Below are 17,576 nucleotides of genomic sequence, written 5' to 3'. Positions count from 1 at the left end.
GGGGAAGCTCGGACGTCCACGTACTGACCGGACGCCGCGCGTGCGCAGCCGCCACAATCACACCGGTGAAGGACACGCACTCATGACGACGCCCACGATCGAGCTCAAGCCCTCCTCCCACCCGCTGCCCGCCGCGGAGCGGGAGAAGATCCTGGCCGGCCCCGGCTTCGGCCGGCACTTCACCGACCACATGGTGACGATCAAGTGGACGGAGGGCCGCGGCTGGCACGACGCACAGCTCGTTCCGTACGCGCCGCTCTCGATCGACCCGGCGAACATGACGCTGCACTACGCGCAGACGATCTTCGAGGGCCTGAAGGCGTACCGCCAGGCCGACGGCTCCGTGGCGACCTTCCGCCCCGAGGCCAACGCCGAGCGCTTCCAGCGCTCCGCGCGCCGCCTGGGCATGCCCGAGCTGCCCGTCGAGACCTTCATCGCGGCGTGCGACGCGCTGGTCCGGCAGGACCGCGACTGGGTGCCGGCGCACGGCGGCGAGGAGTCGCTCTACCTGCGCCCCTTCATGTTCGCCTCCGAGGTCGGCCTCGGCGTGAAGCCCGCCAACGAGTACCTCTTCCTCGTGATCGCCTCGCCCGCCGGTGCCTACTTCCCCGGCGGCGTGAAGCCCGTCTCCATCTGGCTCTCCGAGGACCGCGTGCGCGCCGTCCCCGGCGGCATGGGCGACGCCAAGACCGGCGGCAACTACGCCGCCTCCCTGCTCGCCCAGGCCGAGGCCGCCGAGAAGGGCTGCGACCAGGTCGCCTACCTCGACGCGGTCGAGCACAAGTGGGTCGAGGAGCTCGGCGGCATGAACCTGTACTTCGTGTACGGGAACAAGATCGTCACCCCGACGCTGACCGGCTCGCTGCTCGCCGGCATCACCCGTGACTCCCTCCTCACCGTCGCCCGCGACCTGGGCTACGAGGCGGAGGAGGCCCGCGTCTCCATCGACCAGTGGCAGGCCGACACCGAGAACGGCACGCTCACCGAGGTCTTCGCGTGCGGCACCGCCGCGGTCATCACACCCGTCGGCACGGTCAAGCGCAAGGGCGCCGAGTGGCAGCAGAGCGGCGGCGAGCCCGGCGAGGTCACCATGAAGCTCCGCGAGGCGCTGCTGGACATCCAGCGCGGCACCGCGCAGGACACCCACGGCTGGATGCACCCCCTGGGCTGACCCCGCCGCCGCACCGCCTGCAACGGGCCGCCGCGGACGCGTACGTACTCGCGTCCGGGGCGGCCCGTTGTCGTCCGTGGCCCGTCCTACGGCACCTCCGCCGGCGCCTCCTCGACCGGGACGACGGCCGCGGGCACCGTCGCCGGACGCCGCGTCAGCACCCCGTACAGCGCGGCCGTGACCAGCGCCGACAGCAGGAAGGACAGGTCGATGCCGCCGGTGTACGGGACGAGCGGGCCGGTGTAGAGCGGGGTGTCCACCGCGGCCAGGCCGACCACCGAGCCGGCCGCCCAGGTCACCGTCGCGGGCACGTTCCAGCCCGCCGTGTACCAGTAACGGCCACCCCGGGCACGGCGGTTGTAGACCTGCAGCGCCTCGGAGTCGTAGACCCCGCGGCAGCGCACGAAGCCGATGACGGTGAGTACCGCCCAGGGTGTGCCGACCGCGGTGAGCAGCAGGACGAAGGAGGTCATCGCGTCCTGTGCGTCCCAGGCGAAGTGGCCGAGGTAGACGAAGAACGTGGAGATCCCGGCGACGACGTAGGTGGCCTGGGTGCGGGTGGCCTTCGGCAGGATCGCGTCCAGGTCCAGGCCCATGGAGTACAGCATCAGGCCCGCGTTGCCGACCGATCCGGCCGAGGCGGCGAGGAAGAGCGGGGCGAGGAACCAGAAGGGGGCGCCCGCGACGAGCGGCCCGGCGTAGTCGTCGGCGGCGCCGACCGCGAGCGCGGTGAAGGTGCCGAAGAGCTGGGGCACCAGCAGCCCCGCGACCAGGCCCAGGCAGGTCGCCCAGAACACCTTGCGGGAGCTGTGGCGGCGCGGGGAGATGTAGCGCGTGTAGTCGCCGAGCAGGGTGATGAAGGCGATCGGGCCGCTGAGCCCGGCCGAGACGACCGCGAGCAGCCAGGTGGGCCAGAAGCTGCCGAGGAGGTACGCGCTGCCGTCCGGCGCCGCGGTGGTGAAGTCGGGCGCGTACGCGAACAGCCCGACGACGAGGATCGCGGTCATGCCGAGCGCGAGGACGCGGGAGAGGCGGAGCAGCAGCTTGTAGCCGTAGACCGCGCCGGCCGCGGTGCAGACCGCGAGCAGCGCGTAGACGGCCGCGTAGCTCGCGCCGCCGTCGGGGAGGCCGATGAGCCGGGCGAGGGTGCCGACGACCGCGTCGCCGCCGACCCAGAGGGTGAGCGCGGTGTACCCGAGCGAGAGCAGCAGGCCGATCACCGAGCCGACGAGCCGGCCGCGTACGCCGAAGTGGGCTCCGCTGCTGGTGGAGAGGTTGGTGCCGGTCCGTAGGGAGACCAGCGCGAGCGGCGCGGTCAGGAGCGTGCCGACGAGGGTGCCGACGGTGAGGGAGGTCACCGACGGCCAGAAGCCCAGCCCGAAGGAGACCGGCAGCCAGCCGAAGATCACCACGCCGAGGGCGAGGTTCGAGCCGAGCAGGATGGAGACGAGGTCGCGCGGGCGGCTGGTGCGTTCCTCGTCGGGAATCGTGTCGACTCCGCGTTGTTCGATCGGCATGAGAGGGCTCCTCTGAGAGGCCGGACGAGTGCTGGGCGGTACCGCCCCGGTGTGTGGCGTTCCGCTTTTATTGAGCGGCGCTCAATGTGACCCATGCCCCTGTGCTCGGTCAACCCTTTCGGACAACGGACTTCCTTGGTTAGAGTGGCGCTCTAATCGATCAGGAGGTGTGGTGGCATGCGGCTGACCCCGACCGAGCGCGACCGGCTGCTGCTGTTCGGCGCCGCCGAACTGGCGAGAGCGCGCAGGGCACGCGGCCTGAAGCTGAACGTGCCCGAGACGACCGCCCTCGTCGCGGACACGGTCTGCGAGGTGGCCAGGGACGGCGGCCGGCTGGCCGACGCCATCGCGGCGGCCCGCGCGGTCCTCGGCCCCGACGACGTGCTGCCCGGCGTCGCCGACGTGGTGACCGAGGTACACGTGGAAGCGGTCTTCGACGACGGCTCCCGGCTCGCCGTGGTCAGCGACCCGATCGGCGGGGGCTCGCAGGGCGACGCCGCGCCGGGCGCGGTACTGCCGGGCCCGGCCGACGAGGCCCCGGCGCCCGCGCTGACCGTCCGCGTCCGCAACACCGCGACCGTCCCGGTCAGCGTCACCTCCCACTTCCACTTCTTCGAGGCCAACCCCCGGCTCGACTTCGACCGCGCCGCCGCCTACGGCATGCGGCTGAACGTCCCCGCCGGCTCCTCCCAGCGCTTCGACCCGGGCGCCGAGGAAGAGGTCGGCCTCGTGCCGATCGGCGGCGACCGGATCGCGATCGGCTTCGCCGGCCTGGTGGACGGGCCGCTGGACGCGCCGGGCGCGAAGGAAGAAGCACTGCGGCGGGCGGCCGCCTGCGGCTATCTGGGGGCGGAGAGCGAGGAGGAGCGGGCATGACCATCGATCCGCAGGAGTACGCGTCCGTACACGGCCCGCGCGCCGGCGACCGGGTCGTCCTGGGCGACACCGGCCTCGTCGTACGCGTCGAGTCCGACGCCCAGAAGCCCGGCGACGAGTTCCTCGCCGGCTTCGGCAAGACCGCCCGCGACGGACTGCACCTCAAGGCCGCCGCCGTCCGCGAGACCTGCGACGTCGTCATCAGCAACGTGCTGGTCATCGACGCCGTCCAGGGCATCCGCAAGGTCTCCATCGGCATCCGCGAGGGCCGGATCAGCGGCATCGGACGGGCCGGCAACCCCGACACCATGGACGGCGTCGACGTCGTCGTCGGTACGGGGACGTCGATCGTGTCCGGCGAGGGCATGATCGCCACCGCCGGTGCCGTGGACACCCACGTCCACCTGCTGTCCCCGCGCATCATGGAGGCATCGCTCACCTCCGGCGTCACCACGATCATCGGCCAGGAGTTCGGCCCCGTCTGGGGCGTCGGCGTCAACTCGCCCTGGGCCCTGCGGCACGCCTTCAACTCCTTCGACGCCTGGCCCGTCAACATCGGCTTCCTCGCCCGCGGCTCGTCCTCCGACCCGGCCCCGCTCGTCGAGGCACTCGCCGAGGGCGGCGCCTCCGGCTTCAAGGTCCACGAGGACATGGGCGCGCACACCCGCGCCCTGGACACCGCCCTGCGCGTCGCCGAGGAGCACGACGTCCAGGTCGCCCTGCACAGCGACGGCCTGAACGAGTGCCTCTCCGTCGAGGACACCCTGAAGGTCCTGGACGGCCGCACCATCCACGCCTTCCACATCGAGGGCTGCGGCGGCGGACACGTACCGAACGTCCTGAAGATGGCCGGCGTGGAGAACGTCATCGGCTCCTCCACCAACCCCACCCTGCCCTTCGGGCGGGACGCGGTCGCCGAGCACTACGGGATGATCGTCTCCGTCCACGACCTCAAGACCGACCTGCCCGGCGACGCGGCCATGGCCCGCGACCGGATACGCGCCGGCACGATGGGCGCCGAAGACGTCCTGCACGACCTCGGCGCCATCGGCATCACCTCCTCCGACGCACAGGGCATGGGCCGCGCCGGCGAGACCGTCCGCCGTACCTTCGCCATGGCCGGGAAGATGAAGGCCGAGCTCGGCCCCATGGAGGGCGACGGCGCGCACGACGACAACGCGCGCGTGCTGCGCTACATGGCCAAGCTCACGATCAACCCCGCCATCGCACACGGCCTCTCGCACGAGATCGGCTCGCTCGAAGTCGGCAAGATGGCCGACATCGCGCTGTGGCAGCCGCGCTACTTCGGCGCCAAGCCGCAGATGGTGCTGAAGTCCGGCTTCCCCGCGTGGGGCGTGACCGGTGACCCCAACGCCGCCACCGACACCTGCGAACCGCTCGTCATGGGCCCGCTGTTCGGCGGGCACGGCGCCACCGCCGCCGATCTGTCCGTCGCCTTCGTCAGCGGAGCGGCGGCCGCGGCGGGCTCGCCCGGCCGGGCCTTCGACTCGCTGCCCACCCGCCGCCGGCGCGTCGCCGTCCGCGGCACCCGCGGCATCGGCCCCCGCGACCTGCTCCTGAACGACCGCGTCGGCAGCGTGCAGGTCGACGGCGACAGCGGCCTGGTCACGCTGGACGGCGCCCCGATGCGCTCCGACCCCGCCGAGTACGTGTCGCTGTCGCGGCTGTACTTCCTCTGAGCCGCACTTCCTCCGAGCCGCAGCGGTTCGTTTTCCGAGCCGCAGCGGCGGCTCGCCGGAGGGCGCGTCCCTCCGGCCCCCGCACCCCGCCCGAGGCCACGTCCCTGCCTCGGGCGGACCCGGCGCTGCCACCCCTCACCAGGTGGCAGCGCCGGCCTGGCCCCCTTCCCACCTGCAAGGACGCAGCCCATGACGACGCTTCCCCTGCCCTCCGCCGGAGCGACCCCGGCCGCCGACGGCTACACGATGCCCCCCGAGTGGGCGCCGCACGAGCGCACCTGGATGGCCTGGCCCGGCGCCAACTTCACCTTCGGCGAGGAGGGCGGCAGCACGCTCTCCGAAGCACGCGTCGCCTGGGCACGGGTGGCCCGCGCGATACGCCGCTTCGAGCCGGTCACCGTCGTTGCGGGCCCCGGCCAGACCGCCGCAGCCCGCGGCCTGCTCGGCCCGGACATCGACATCGTCGAGCGCGAGCTGGACGACGCCTGGATGCGCGACATCGGCCCCACCTTCCTCACCGGAAACGGCCAACTGGCCGCCACCGACTGGGTGTTCAACGGCTGGGGCGCCCAGGACTGGGCGACCTGGAAGCACGACGCGAAGATCGCCGAAGAGGTCGCGGGCCTCGCCGGCGCCCGCCGCTACCCCACCCCTCTCGTCAACGAGGGCGGCGGCCTCCACATCGACGGCGAGGGCACCGTCCTGCTCACCGAGACCGTCCAGCTCGACCCCGGCCGCAACCCAGGGCGTACCCGCGAAGAGGTCGAGGCCGAGATCCACGCCTTCCTCGGCACCACCAAGGCCATCTGGCTGCCCCGCGGACTGACCGCCGACTACGGCCAGTTCGGCACCCGCGGCCACGTCGACATCGTCGCCGCCTTCGCCCGCCCCGGTACCGTCGTCGTCCACACCCAGCCCGACCCCGCCCACCCCGACCACGCGGTCTGCGCCGAAATCGTCAAGGTCCTCACGGCCGCCACCGACGCACGCGGCCGGCAGCTCGAGGTCGTCGAGGTCCCCGCGCCCACCGTCATCGAGGAGGACGGCGAATTCGTCGACTACTCCTACATCAACCACTACCTCTGCAACGACGGCGTGGTGCTCTGCGGCTTCGACGACCCGCGCGACGAGCACGCGGCCGGCATCTTCCGCCGGCTCTTCCCCGGCCGTACGGTCACCCTCGTCGACGCCCGTACGATCTTCGCTGCGGGTGGCGGCATCCACTGCATCACCCAGCAGCAGCCCAAGGTCTGATCAGCCGGCCCGATCAGCCGGTCCAGGAGGTCCCCGTGCCCGGTCCCGAGCGCCGTCCCCGGCGGCGTCTCAGCCAGCCCCGCGAGCAGGTGCTCGCCGCGGCCATGACCACCATCGCGGAGGAGGGCCTGGACCGGCTCACCATGGCCGGACTCGGCCGCGAGGTCGGCATGAGCAGCGGCCACATCCTCTACTACTTCGGTACCAAGGACGAGCTGCTGCTCCAGACCCTGCAATGGAGCGAGGAACAGCTCGGCGCGGAACGCCGCGCCGAGCTGGCCCGCCGCGTCCCGGCCCGCACCCGCATCGACGCCCTGGTCGACCTCTACCTCCCCGAAGGCCACCGCGACCCGCGCTGGACCCTGTGGCTGGAGGTCTGGAACCGCTCCCAGAACGCCGACGACCCCACCCGCGAACGCCAGCTCGACCTGGAACTCGCCTGGCACCGCGACCTGGTCGCCCTGCTGGTCGAAGGCGCCTCCAAGGGCGAACTGCGCCCCGTCGACGCCGAACGCTTCGCCACCCGCACCCGCGCCCTGCTCGACGGCTTCGGCACCCACCTCGTCGTCGGCCTCCCCGGCCTGTCCAGGGAGGACGTCCTCGGCCACGTACGCGACTTCCTGGACGAGGCGCTGACCCCGGCCGATGCCGCAGCGGGTACGTAACGTACAGAACGTCGCCTGATCGTTGCCTGGTGCACCCTTGCAGCGAAGTCGCTGGTCCGGCACCGTTCTCGGCTATGGGACGAGAGCAATGGAAGAAGATCTGGGTCGGCTCGGCCGGCAACATGGTCGAATGGTTCGACTGGTTCGTCTACGCGAGCTTCGCCGTCTACTTCGCGGACTCCTTCTTCCCCAAGGGCAATGAGACCGCCAACCTCATGAACACCATGGGGGTTTTCGCGGTCGGCTTCTTCATGCGGCCCGTCGGCGGCTGGCTGCTCGGCCGGGTCGGCGACCGCAAGGGCCGCAAGGCCGCCCTGACGCTCACCGTCACCCTGATGTCCGCCTCCGCCGTCCTCATCGCCATCGCCCCGACCTACGCGGTCGCCGGCTATGGCGGCGTCGCCGTCCTCCTCGTCGCCCGCATGCTGCAGGGCCTCTCCGTCGGCGGCGAATACGCCGCCAGCGCCACCTACCTCACCGAGGCATCCGCACCCGGCCGCCGCGGCTTCGCCTCCAGCTTCCAGTACGTCTCGATGACCGCCGGCCAGCTCCTCGGCCTCGGCCTGCAGATCATCCTGCAGCGCACCATGTCCGAGGACGCACTGCACAGCTGGGCCTGGCGCATCCCCTTCATCATCGGCGCACTCGGCGCCGGCATCGTCTTCTACCTCCGCCGCAATATGCTGGAGACCGAGGTCTACGCCGAGGACGACAGCGCCAACGCCGACCCCGAGCGCGGCACCCTCAAGGCGCTCTGGGCACACAAGCGCGAAGCGTTCCTCGTCATCGCGCTCACCATGGGCGGCACCGTGGCGTACTACACGTACACCACCTACCTCACCAAGTACCTCTCGGGCAGCGCCGGCCTGGACAAGCCGACCGCCTCCCTGGTCAGCTTCTGCGCCCTCTTCATCTTCATGTGCATCCAGCCGCTCGCCGGCCGGCTGTCCGACCGGATCGGCCGCCGCCCGCTGCTGATCACCTTCGCGATCGGCTCGACCTTCCTCACCGTGCCGATCATGACGCTGCTGCGGCACGCCGGCTCCTTCTGGCCCGCACTCGGCCTCGCCCTGCTCGCCCTCGTCGTCGTCACCGGCTACACCTCGATCAACGCCTGCGTGAAGGCCGAACTGTTCCCCACCGGCATCCGGGCACTCGGCGTCGCCCTCCCGTACGCCATCGCCAACGCCCTCTTCGGCGGCACCGCCGAGTACGTCGCCCTGTGGTTCAAGAACGGCGGCATCGAGTCCGGCTACTACTGGTACGTCGCCGGCTGCGCCGCCGTCTCCCTCGTCGTCTACGTGACGATGCGCGAGACCCGGACCATCGACCTGCACCGGGTGTCCAAGGAACAGACGGTTTCCAGCCCCTCCGGCGTCTGAGGACCAGCCCGCTGGGCGGGCCGTTCGCATTCTGAGACGGCCCTCCCAGCGGGAACGAATCGTGCAAGACTGCCCCCATGCTCTCGTTCGCCATGATTATTGGCAGCAGGCGCGCCGGTCCGCAGTGACCGCCCCGTACGACACCGAGTACGGCGCGGCACCGTCGTCCCAGACCCGCGCGCAGACCTCTCGCACCCGCGAGAGGTTTTTTCGTTTCCCGGCCCACCCGCCACCGGGAACGGAGCGCGAGGGATCATAGGGGGACGGTGGCACCGGTCATTCCGGTAGACCGAAGATCCCGACAGGAGCCAGATCAGCATGACGGACACCTCCGACGCCTCACTGTCCGACGATTTCCATGTGTTCGACACGACGCTGCGCGACGGAGCGCAGCGCGAGGGCATCAACCTCACCGTGGCGGACAAGCTGACGATCGCGCGCCACCTGGACGACTTCGGCGTGGGCTTCATCGAAGGCGGCTGGCCCGGCGCCAACCCCCGGGACACCGAGTTCTTCCAGCGGGTACAGGAAGAGGTGCCCTTCCGGCACGCGCAGCTCGTGGCCTTCGGCGCCACCCGCAAGGCGGGCGTGCGGGTGGAGGACGACGCACAGGTCGCGGCGCTGCTGGACTCCAAGGCCCCGGTGATCACGCTGGTCGCCAAGTCCCACGTCCGCCACGTGGAGCTGGCGCTGCGCACCACCCTCGACGAGAACCTCGCGATGATCCGCGACACCGTCGCCTACCTCCGCGAGCAGGGCCGCCGGGTCTTCCTGGACTGCGAGCACTTCTTCGACGGCTACGCGCTGGACGCCGACTACGCCAAGCAGGTCGTCCGCACCGCGAGCGAGGCCGGCGCGGACGTCGTGGTCCTCTGCGACACCAACGGCGGCATGCTCCCCGCGCAGGTCACCGCGGTGGTACGGACCGTACTGGCGGACACCGGCGCGCGGCTCGGCATTCACGCCCAGGACGACACCGGCTGCGCGGTCGCCAACACCCTGGCGGCGGTCGACGCGGGCGCCACGCACGTCCAGTGCACCGCCAACGGCTACGGCGAGCGGGTCGGCAACTCCAACCTCTTCCCGGTGGTCGCCGCGCTGGAGCTGAAGTACGGCCGCAAGGTCCTCCCCGAGGGCAAGCTCGCCGAGACCACCCGGATCTCGCACGCCATCGCCGAGGTCGTCAACCTCACGCCCTCCACCCACCAACCGTACGTCGGCCTCTCCGCCTTCGCGCACAAGGCGGGCCTGCACGCCTCCGCGATCAAGGTCGATCCGGACCTGTACCAGCACATCGATCCCGAGCTGGTCGGCAACACCATGCGGATGCTGGTCTCCGACATGGCGGGCCGCGCCTCCATCGAGCTCAAGGGCAAGGAGCTGGGCATAGACCTCGGCGGCGACCGCGAACTGGTCGGCCGGGTCGTGGAACGCGTCAAGGAACGCGAGCTGGCGGGGTACACGTACGAAGCCGCCGACGCCTCCTTCGAACTCCTCCTCCGCGAAGAGGTCCAGGGCAAGCCGCAGCGGTACTTCACCGTCGAGTCCTGGCGCGCGATCGTCGAGGACCGCCCCGACGGCACGCACGCCAACGAGGCGACCGTGAAGCTGTGGGCCAAGGGCGAGCGGATCGTGGCCACGGCGGAGGGCAACGGTCCGGTCAACGCCCTGGACCGGGCGCTTCGTGTCGCCCTGGAGCAGATCTACCCCCAGCTGGGGCACATGGAGCTGGTGGACTACAAGGTCCGCATCCTGGAGGGCGCGCTCGGCACGGGATCGATCACCCGGGTCCTGGTCTCCACCAGCGACGGCCGCGGCGAGTGGTCCACGGTGGGCGTCGCGGAGAACGTGATCGCCGCGTCCTGGCAGGCACTGGACGACGCATACGCGTACGGCCTGATGCGCGCGGGCGTGACGCCGGAGGACTGACGGCGCACTGATCGCGTACGACAACGGCCCCGCCCGGTTCTTGGGAACCGGGCGGGGCCGTGGCGTGTGCGGACGACGGATGACCGCTGTGTACGGCGGTTATCCACAGGGCCCCCGTGAGTCGGCGGGCGGCGCTAACTTCGAGGGGTGCGTGGTGGCGGTGGGGGAGGGGCCGGTCACCTGGGCTCCACATCACGTGGCTGGTGGTGGGGAGAGGGAGGGGCCCTGCCATCGAGACGGTCGGGTCAGGCCGGTCGCGTCAGGCGTCCTTCGCCCGCTCAGCCCGCTCAGCCCGCCTTGACCGCCGAGATGTCGAAGGTCAGCTTCACCTTGTCGCTGACCATCACGCCGCCCGTCTCCAGCGCCGCGTTCCAGGTGAGGCCCCACTCCGAGCGCAGGATCTCGGCGCTGCCCTCGAAGCCCACGCGCTGCGCGCCGTAGACGTCGGTGGCCGCGCCGTTGAACTCCAGGTCGATGGCGAGCGGCTTGGTGACGTTCTTGATCGTGAGGTTGCCGGTGACGCGGTACGTCTCGGCGCCGACCTGCTCGACACCGACGGACCGGAAGGTCATCAGCGGGAACCGCTCCGCGTCGAAGAAGTCGGCGCTCTTCAGGTGGCCGTCGCGGTCCGCGATGCCGGTGTCAATGCTGTCGATCTTCACGTCGATGTTCGCGGTCGAGGCGGCCGGGTTACTGCCGTCCAGGTGCAGCGTGCCCTCGTGCTCGGCGAAGGAGCCGCGGACGTTGGTGACCATGGCGTGCCGCACGGTGAAGCCGATGCTGCTGTGCGCGGGGTCGATCGTGTAGTCGCCGGTCAGGGCGGCCAGCGCCGGGTCCGCCACGAGGGTCGCGGTGGCGGCGGGGGCAGCGGTCTCGGCGGTGCGCTTGCGGTTGAACAGAGCCATGGCTCCTCCTCGGGGGACGGGTCGGGGAGACCTCGGGGTGGCGAGGAAGGTTGTTTAACCTTCAACGAGAATGACCGTAGCGCGTTCTCGTTCAACATTCAACCTTTGTGTCCGAGGGGTGCCCGGGAGCCATGGGCATGGGGCATGATCGGAGTGCCCCACCTGCACACAGCAAAGCCGAGTCCACCGCCGTACCGGTCCGCGCAGGAGGCCCCTTGAGTGCCCGTACTCTCCACTGGTCCCGCCGAGGCTTTCTCGCCGTGAGCGGCGCGGGGGCCGCCGCGTTCGCCCTCGCCTCACCCGCCCCGGACGCCCGCGCCGACACGGCCGACGACGAGTTCGCCACGCTGCGGCAGCGCTGGCTGGAGCTTCAGCTCGGTACGGGATACGACCCGGACGCTGAGCCGTACGCCTCGCGCCTGAAGGAGACCGGCGACCTCGCCCGGCGCTTCCGCGCCGCCATGGTGCCCGCCGACGCCTCGCTCTGGCCCGACCACCCCTTCGACCCGCCGGCCGGCATCACCCAGAGCTACAGCCGCCTGAACGTCATGGCGCAGGCGTACGCGCAGGACGGCACCGGGCTCACCGGGGACGCCTCGCTCGCCGACGACGTGATCAAGGGGCTCGATCATCTGGCCGCGCGGGTCTACAACCCTTCCACGACCCGGTACGGCAACTGGTGGGAATGGCAGATCGGCAGCCCGCGGCTGCTGCTGGACACCGTCGCGATCCTCGACGACCGGCTCACCGATGCGCAGCGCGCGTCCTACCTCGCCGCGGTCGACCACTTCGTACCGGACTCCATGCTCGGCGACTACACGGGCACCAGCACCGGCGCCAACCGCGTCGACCTGTGCCGGGTCGTCGCGCTGCGCGGCGCCCTCGGCCGGTCGCCGGAGAAGCTCGCGCTCGCCCGCGACGCGCTCTCGCCGGTCTTCCCGTACGTGGCGAAGGGCGACGGGCTGTACGCCGACGGCTCGTTCATCCAGCACACCTGGGTCGCGTACTCGGGGACGTACGGGTACGTGCTGCTCGACGGGCTCGGGCGGCTGTTCACGCTGCTGCGGGGCAGCAGTTGGGAGGTGACCGACCCGAAGCGGCAGATCATCTTCGACAGCGTCGAGAACGCCTACGCGCCGCTGCTGCACAACGGCCTGATGATGGACAGCGTCAACGGGCGGGCGATCAGCCGCGGTTACCTGGTCGGCGACGACCGGCACGTCATGCGCAGCGACCACTTCCACGGGCACGCGCTGCTGGCCGCTGTCGCCGTGCTCGCGCAGGGCGCCTCCGCCGCCGAGCGGGACCGCTGGCACGCGCTGCTGAAGGGCTGGATCGAGCGGGACACCACGCTGAACGTGCTGACCGACCGTCAGTTCACGGTCGCGGACGCCGCCCGGCTGGCCGCCGTGGCCGAAGGGCCCGGCACCGCGGCGCCCGAGCCGGTCGCGCACAAGCTCTTCCCCGCCATGGACCGGGCGGTGCACCGCCGCCCCGGCTTCGCCGCCAACATCGCCATGGCCTCGGAGCGGATCGCGTACTACGAGAACGGCAACGGCGAGAATCCGCGCGGCTGGCACACTGGCGCCGGAATGCTCTACTGGTGGGGCGCGGACTTCGGCGGCGGCCAGTACACCGACTTCTTCTGGCCGACGGTGGACCCGTACCGCCTGCCGGGGACGACCGTCTCCACCAAGCGGCTCGCCGACAACGAGGGCGGCGGCTGGGGCGAGCCCAAGCCCGCCGCGAGATGGGTGGGCGGTGCCACGGACGGCGAGTTCGCCGCCGTCGGGCAGGACGTGCGCGGGCTCGCCTCGACGCTGCGCGCCAAGAAGTCCTGGTTTTGCCTCGCCGACACCGTCGTCTGCCTCGGCGCGGGAATCACCGGCCGGGACGGCGTGCCCGCCGAGACCGTCGTCGACAACCGCAACCTGGGTGCCTCGGGGACCGCGGCGCTCACCGTCGACGGCGTCGTCCAGCCCGTGACGACCGGCTGGACCGGCGCCTTCCCGCGGGCCCGCTGGGCGCACCTCCAGGGGCACGGCGGATATGTCTTCCCCGGCGGCATGCCGCTCCGGGCGCTGCGCGAGGCGCGCACGGGCGCCTGGCGGGACATCAATACGGGCTCCTCGCCGGACCGTGTCACCCGCCGCTACCTCACGCTCTGGCGGGACCACGGCACGGACCCGGCGAACGCCTCGTACGCCTATCTGCTGATGCCGGGGGCCGGGCCGCGCACCCTCGCGGCGCGCGCCGCCGACCGGCACTGGCTGCGGATCACCGCCAATACGGGCGCGGTGCAGGCGGTCGAGGTGCTCGCGCTCGGGGTGGCCGCGGCGAACTTCTGGACGGCCGGGACGGCGGGGCCGCTGACCGCCTCGGCGCCGTCGTCCGTCCTGGTGCGCCGGCGCGGCCGGACGGCGACGCTGTGCGTGGCGGAGCCGCCGCGCACGGGGCGGCCGCTGGAGATCGTCTGGGACCGCCCGGTACGCGAGGCGGTGAGCGCCGGGCCCGGCGTCACGGTCCTGGAAACGGGCCGCCGGCTGCGGCTGCGGATCAGCCCGGGGACGGCCTGCGCCACGCATACCTGTACGGTCACTACACACTGACCCGCGCGTCCTGCACTTCGCGGCCCGGTGGCCGGGATGTGCGGGCAACCAGCGGAGTGCCACAAGACCACACCGGTGTCTTTTGTGAGTCCTCCACAGCGACCGGAAATCGCTGCCGCGCGTTGATGGCGCCTTCGCATCCCCCGTACAGCGTGGTTCTGTCCTGCCTACCCACGAAATCGTGCTCGACGTTGTGAGAAACCGACATCGGTTCATGAGCAGGTGTCCGCGTACCGTCGATGCATGACCACTGTCGAAGATGCGCCCGCCGAGGCGAACGACGCCCGCGGGCGCGTCGCCGAGCTGCACGCGATCCGTGAGCAGGCCCGGCGAGGCCCGAGTGAGCGCGCCACCGAGGCCCAGCGTGCCAAGGGCAAGCTCACCGCCCGCGAGCGAATCGACCTCCTGCTGGACGAGGGGTCCTTCAACGAGGTGGAGCCGCTGCGCCGGCACCGGGCGACCGGCTTCGGGCTGGAGAACAAGAAGCCCTACACCGATGGTGTGATCACCGGCTGGGGCACCGTGCACGGCCGTACCGTGTTCGTGTACGCGCACGACTTCCGGATCTTCGGCGGCGCGCTGGGCGAGGCCCACGCCACCAAGATCCACAAGATCATGGACATGGCGATCCAGGCCGGTGCGCCGCTGGTGTCGCTGAACGACGGTGCCGGTGCCCGTATCCAGGAGGGCGTCTCGGCGCTCGCCGGGTACGGCGGCATCTTCCAGCGCAACACCAAGGCGTCGGGTGTCATCCCGCAGATCTCGGTGATGCTCGGCCCGTGCGCCGGCGGCGCGGCCTACAGCCCCGCCCTCACGGACTTCGTGTTCATGGTGCGGGAGACCTCGCAGATGTTCATCACCGGTCCGGACGTGGTCCGCGCGGTGACCGGCGAGGAGATCACCCAGAACGGGCTGGGCGGCGCGGACGTGCACGCCGAGACCTCGGGCGTCTGCCACTTCGCGTACGACGACGAGGCCACCTGCCTGGAGGAGGTCCGCTACCTCCTCGCCCTGCTGCCGTCCAACAACCGCGAGAACCCGCCGTCCGTCCCCTGCGACGACCCGGCGGAGCGCGTCGGCGACGCGCTGCTGGACCTGGTGCCGGCCGACGGCAACCGCCCGTACGACATGCGCAAGGTCATCGAGGAGCTCGTCGACGACGGCGAGTTCCTGGAGGTCCACGAGCGCTGGGCGACCAACATCATCTGCGCGCTGTCCCGCATGGACGGCGAGGTCGTCGGCATCGTCGCCAACCAGCCGCAGTCGCTGGCGGGCGTGCTGGACATCGAGGCGTCGGAAAAGGCTGCCCGTTTCGTCCAGATGTGCGATGCTTTCAATATCCCGATCCTCACGCTGCTGGACGTCCCCGGCTTCCTGCCGGGCGTCGACCAGGAGCACGGCGGCATCATCCGGCACGGCGCGAAGCTGCTGTACGCGTACTGCAACGCCACCGTGCCGCGGATCTCGGTCGTGCTGCGCAAGGCGTACGGCGGTGCCTACATCGTCATGGACTCCCAGTCCATCGGCGCCGACCTCACCTATGCCTGGCCGACCAACGAGATCGCGGTGATGGGCGCCGAGGGCGCGGCCAACGTGATCTTCCGCAAGCAGATCGCCGAGGCGGACGACCCGGAGACCATGCGGGCCCGGATGGTCAAGGAGTACAAGTCCGAGCTGATGCACCCGTACTACGCGGCCGAGCGCGGCCTGGTCGACGACGTGATCGACCCGGCCGAGACCCGCGAGGTGCTGATCCGCTCGCTGGCCATGCTCCGGTCCAAGCACGCCGACCTGCCGGCCCGCAAGCACGGCAACCCGCCGCAGTAATTCCGCCACCGCTCTGTACCGCAGTCACCCTGCGACCTTGGAGACGACGAAAGTGAATCCTGCCGATACCTCCGACCGTTCCCTGGTCCGCGTCGAGAAGGGCGAGGCCAGCGAGGAGGAGCTCGCCGCGCTGACCGCGGTGCTGCTCGCCCGCGCCGCCCACCAGCCGGCCGCGCTCCCGGCGCAGCCGCACGCCACGGCCGCGCGCTGGCGCCGGCTGGAGCGCCAGCGCGGCTTCCGCGGCGCGCGCTCCTGGCAGGGGTAATACGTGATGACGAAGGGCCCCGCACACCTCGGTGTGCGGGGCCCTTTCGCGTAGGGGTCAGGCCCGTACCGCGGCCGGTTCGGTCGTGGTGGCCGCCGGGGGAGTGGCCCCGCCCTGCTGCCCGGGCAGCTTCAGGTACAGGGTCAGCAGCGCGGACACCACGTACAGCGCGGCGAAGATGATGACCACGCCGCCCGGACCGAGCGGGCCGAGGAAGACGCTGACGATGGCGGGGCCGACGAAGGCCGCGCCGCCCGCGCCGAGGTTCAGCAGGGCCATCGCGCCGCCCTTCTTGTCGGGCGCGAGGGCGGGGATCAGGGCCGAGATGGAGACGAAGCCGGCCAGCGTCACGCCGTAGAGCATGCCGCAGACGATCGCGACCCAGTAGTGGGAGCCGACGGCCTGCGGTACGAAGTACAGCGTCAGCGTGGTGATCGCGCAGCCGATGCCGCCGAAGCCGGCGATGGTCTTCCGCCAGCCGATCTTGTCGCCGAGCCAGCCGAAGAGCAGGTTGCAGAAGACGTTCGTGCCGTAGATGACGGCCAGCAGGGTCAGCCAGCGGCCCTCTCCGAAGCCCAGCTCCTTCGCGAAGAAGGTGGGCAGGAAGACCAGGAAGCCGAACTCGGGCGCGGTGTTGATGATGCGGACCACGCAGCCGACCGCGACCTTGGGGTGGGTCCAGGCGATGGAGAGGCTGGCGAGGAGCGACTGGACGGGCCTGACCTCGGGCGGCGCGAGCCGCGCGAAGCCGGTCCGCTCCCGGACGCCGAGCATGCAGAACGCGCCGCCGACCGCGATGATGCCCAGCGCCACCCAGAGCGTGCCGAACTGCCCGAAGAGCGGGTTGGTGGCCCCGGCGACCAGCGAGCCGAGGGTGGGCAGGCCGCCGGTGAAGGCCACGTAGAACCACCCCACCGCCGTGCCCATCCGGGCCACGGGCGCCGTCGCGGTGATCCAGACCAGGAATCCGAAGGCGAAGAGCGGGTAGCCGAAGCCGCGCAGGCCGTAGAAGACCAGCATCAGCGGATAGTTCTCGGGACCGAGCGCGAAGACCAGGAAGAGGACGTCGAAGACGATCCAGATCGCCAGTCCGAGCTGCATCACCCGGCGCGGGCCCCACAGGTCCGAGAGCGCGCCGGAGAGCCAGGAGGCGAGCATGACCGTGACACCGTAGGCGGTGATGACGTACGAGGCGTGCACCTCGGTACCGGCGCCGTGGTCCGCCATGTACGGCGCGATGAAGCCCGACTCGACACCGTCGCCGACCATGAAGAGCAGGACGCCGAGGTAGCCGAAGACCAGCGGCTTGGGAATGCCGAGGCGGTCGGGCAGTGAGAGCGCCGAGGGGGGAGCCATGTCACGCCTCCGTGGGAGCGAGGGTGGTGAGGGTGGGACATCAGCAGCATGAATCCTGTGAACTTCACATGCAAGATGTGATTCAGGGTTTTCTGGGCCGTGATTCTCACAGCACCGAGC

At 71.1% G+C, this 17,576-nt stretch carries 13 protein-coding genes; 10 read left to right on the top strand and 3 right to left on the bottom strand.

Annotated features, from left to right (window positions below):
* The first annotated feature begins 82 nt into the window (after positions 1-82).
* Complete coding sequence (locus IG84_RS0104425) at positions 83-1,171, top strand: branched-chain amino acid aminotransferase (protein ID WP_031051563.1); 1,089 nt, start codon at positions 83-85, stop codon at positions 1,169-1,171.
* Between the two features lie 86 nt (positions 1,172-1,257).
* Here the strand turns inward: IG84_RS0104425 and IG84_RS0104420 are convergent, their stop codons facing one another.
* The gene (locus IG84_RS0104420; protein WP_037799290.1) at positions 1,258-2,688 is read right to left on the bottom strand and encodes a cytosine permease; all 1,431 of its coding nucleotides are present in this window, start codon (positions 2,686-2,688) and stop codon (positions 1,258-1,260) included.
* A gap of 177 nt (positions 2,689-2,865) precedes the next feature.
* On the opposite strand from IG84_RS0104420, the gene ureA reads away from it, so the two are divergent.
* The 6 genes from ureA to cimA all read left to right on the top strand — a co-directional run bounded on the left by ureA (position 2,866) and on the right by cimA (position 10,494).
* Entirely contained in the window at positions 2,866-3,564 is a 699-nt protein-coding gene (ureA, locus tag IG84_RS0104415) for an urease subunit gamma (RefSeq protein ID WP_031051560.1), read from the top strand.
* Positions 3,561-5,264: an urease subunit alpha gene (locus IG84_RS0104410; RefSeq protein WP_031051558.1), complete on the top strand. Its 1,704-nt coding sequence runs from the start codon at positions 3,561-3,563 to the stop codon at positions 5,262-5,264. Before ureA ends, IG84_RS0104410 begins: the two co-directional genes overlap by 4 nt.
* A 189-nt stretch (positions 5,265-5,453) precedes the next feature.
* Entirely contained in the window at positions 5,454-6,518 is a 1,065-nt protein-coding gene (locus IG84_RS0104405) for an agmatine deiminase family protein (RefSeq protein WP_031051556.1), read from the top strand.
* Between the two features lie 35 nt (positions 6,519-6,553).
* On the top strand, positions 6,554-7,183 hold the full coding sequence (locus tag IG84_RS0104400) for a TetR/AcrR family transcriptional regulator (protein ID WP_031051554.1): 630 nt from the start codon (positions 6,554-6,556) through the stop codon (positions 7,181-7,183).
* Between the two features lie 74 nt (positions 7,184-7,257).
* Positions 7,258-8,565: an MFS transporter gene (locus tag IG84_RS0104395; protein ID WP_031051552.1), complete on the top strand. Its 1,308-nt coding sequence runs from the start codon at positions 7,258-7,260 to the stop codon at positions 8,563-8,565.
* Between the two features lie 318 nt (positions 8,566-8,883).
* Entirely contained in the window at positions 8,884-10,494 is a 1,611-nt protein-coding gene (cimA, locus tag IG84_RS0104390; protein WP_031051549.1) for a citramalate synthase, read from the top strand.
* Positions 10,495-10,781: 287 nt separating this feature from the next.
* Here cimA and IG84_RS0104385 read toward each other — a convergent pair whose 3' ends face one another.
* Positions 10,782-11,399 (bottom strand): YceI family protein, encoded by a 618-nt coding sequence (locus tag IG84_RS0104385; RefSeq protein ID WP_031051547.1) that lies wholly within the window; start codon positions 11,397-11,399, stop codon positions 10,782-10,784.
* Positions 11,400-11,614: 215 nt separating this feature from the next.
* Between IG84_RS0104385 and IG84_RS0104380 the strand changes: the two genes are divergently transcribed.
* The 3 genes from IG84_RS0104380 (at position 11,615) to IG84_RS0104370 (ending at position 16,100) form a co-directional block, all read left to right on the top strand.
* Positions 11,615-14,008, top strand: coding sequence for a polysaccharide lyase 8 family protein (locus tag IG84_RS0104380; RefSeq protein ID WP_031051546.1), 2,394 nt, complete (start codon positions 11,615-11,617; stop codon positions 14,006-14,008).
* Between the two features lie 243 nt (positions 14,009-14,251).
* The gene (locus IG84_RS0104375; RefSeq protein WP_031051544.1) at positions 14,252-15,835 is read left to right on the top strand and encodes an acyl-CoA carboxylase subunit beta; all 1,584 of its coding nucleotides are present in this window, start codon (positions 14,252-14,254) and stop codon (positions 15,833-15,835) included.
* A gap of 37 nt (positions 15,836-15,872) precedes the next feature.
* Positions 15,873-16,100: an acyl-CoA carboxylase epsilon subunit gene (locus tag IG84_RS0104370; RefSeq protein WP_223732411.1), complete on the top strand. Its 228-nt coding sequence runs from the start codon at positions 15,873-15,875 to the stop codon at positions 16,098-16,100.
* A gap of 57 nt (positions 16,101-16,157) precedes the next feature.
* On the opposite strand, the gene IG84_RS0104365 is transcribed toward IG84_RS0104370, so the two are convergent.
* Complete coding sequence (locus tag IG84_RS0104365) at positions 16,158-17,456, bottom strand: MFS transporter (RefSeq protein ID WP_051861383.1); 1,299 nt, start codon at positions 17,454-17,456, stop codon at positions 16,158-16,160.
* Between the last annotated feature and the right edge of the window lie 120 nt (positions 17,457-17,576).

The sequence above is a fragment of the Streptomyces ochraceiscleroticus genome (assembly GCF_000720485.1).
GTDB classification, from domain to species: Bacteria; Actinomycetota; Actinomycetes; order Streptomycetales; family Streptomycetaceae; genus Streptomyces; species Streptomyces ochraceiscleroticus.
This window is presented reverse-complemented; position numbering and strand designations above follow the sequence as displayed.

Excerpts from the sequence above, each read along its gene's own strand:
- IG84_RS0104425 (WP_031051563.1), top strand. The coding sequence starts at position 83 with ATGACGACGCCCACGATCGAGCTCAAGCCCTCCTCCCACCCGCTGCCC.
- IG84_RS0104420 (WP_037799290.1), bottom strand. The coding sequence starts at position 2,688 with ATGCCGATCGAACAACGCGGAGTCGACACGATTCCCGACGAGGAACGC.
- ureA (WP_031051560.1), top strand. The coding sequence starts at position 2,866 with ATGCGGCTGACCCCGACCGAGCGCGACCGGCTGCTGCTGTTCGGCGCC.
- IG84_RS0104410 (WP_031051558.1), top strand. The coding sequence starts at position 3,561 with ATGACCATCGATCCGCAGGAGTACGCGTCCGTACACGGCCCGCGCGCC.
- IG84_RS0104405 (WP_031051556.1), top strand. The coding sequence starts at position 5,454 with ATGACGACGCTTCCCCTGCCCTCCGCCGGAGCGACCCCGGCCGCCGAC.
- IG84_RS0104395 (WP_031051552.1), top strand. The coding sequence starts at position 7,258 with ATGGGACGAGAGCAATGGAAGAAGATCTGGGTCGGCTCGGCCGGCAAC.
- cimA (WP_031051549.1), top strand. The coding sequence starts at position 8,884 with ATGACGGACACCTCCGACGCCTCACTGTCCGACGATTTCCATGTGTTC.
- IG84_RS0104385 (WP_031051547.1), bottom strand. The coding sequence starts at position 11,399 with ATGGCTCTGTTCAACCGCAAGCGCACCGCCGAGACCGCTGCCCCCGCC.
- IG84_RS0104375 (WP_031051544.1), top strand. The coding sequence starts at position 14,252 with ATGACCACTGTCGAAGATGCGCCCGCCGAGGCGAACGACGCCCGCGGG.
- IG84_RS0104365 (WP_051861383.1), bottom strand. The coding sequence starts at position 17,456 with ATGGCTCCCCCCTCGGCGCTCTCACTGCCCGACCGCCTCGGCATTCCC.